The organism is Actinoplanes sp. ATCC 53533, assembly GCF_003947245.1.
Genome location: NZ_QHHV01000609.1, coordinates 1 through 901 on the forward strand (window position 1 = coordinate 1; position 901 = coordinate 901).

Sequence of the window (901 nt, forward strand, 5' to 3'; positions counted from 1 at the left end):
CCTACATCGCCACACCGACCATCAGCACCGTCGATCCGGTCGCCGGACCCCTGGACGGCACCAACACGCTGACCATCACCGGCACCCACCTCGACGACACCAACCTCGGCTCGATCACCATCGACGAGAACGCCTGCACCCAGATCACCGTCAACAGCCCCACCGAAGTCACCTGCACCGCGCCTTCCGGCACCGTCGGCGCCAAGAACATCGTGCTGACCAACCCCGGCGGCACCGTCACCAAAACCAGCGCCTACACCTACACGGCCGCGCCTGATGTCGTGTCGATCACCCCGGTCGCCGGTCCGGCCGCCGGTGGCAACGACGTCAGTGTCAACGGCACCGTGCTGATCGGTGCGACCGCTGTCACCATCGGCGGGGTCGACTGCCCGATCGTCAGCAACAGCGGCACCGTGATCGTGTGCACCGCCGGCATCGGTTCGGTCGGCGCGCAGAACGTCACGGTCACCACACCGGGCGGCAGCGAAACCGAAACCGGCCTCTACACCTACGCCGATGTGCCCTCCATCAGCTCCCTGAACGCCACCAGCGGCCCCGCTATCGGCACCGGGACCCTGATCGTGACCGGTTCCAACCTCACCGACGCCACCGGCATCACGATCGGCGGGAACGCCTGCACCGGGCTGACCGACGTCAGCGCCACCAGCGCCACCTGCACCATCCCCGCCGGCACCGCCGGCGACCAGAACGTGATCATCACCACCCCGGGCGGCCCGAGCAGCCCCTACACCTACACCTACATCGCCACACCGACCATCAGCACCGTCGATCCGGTCGCCGGACCCCTGGACGGCACCAACACGCTGACCATCACCGGCACCCACCTCGACGACACCAACCTCGGCTCGATCACCATCGACGAGAACGCCTGCACCCAGAT

General features: G+C 67.6%; 1 protein-coding gene. It reads left to right on the forward strand.

The genetic code is table 11. The annotated features are described in order from the left end of the window. On the forward strand, nucleotides 1–901 hold a 901-nt coding region (locus tag DMB66_RS60280), incomplete at both ends, for an IPT/TIG domain-containing protein (RefSeq protein ID WP_199753328.1).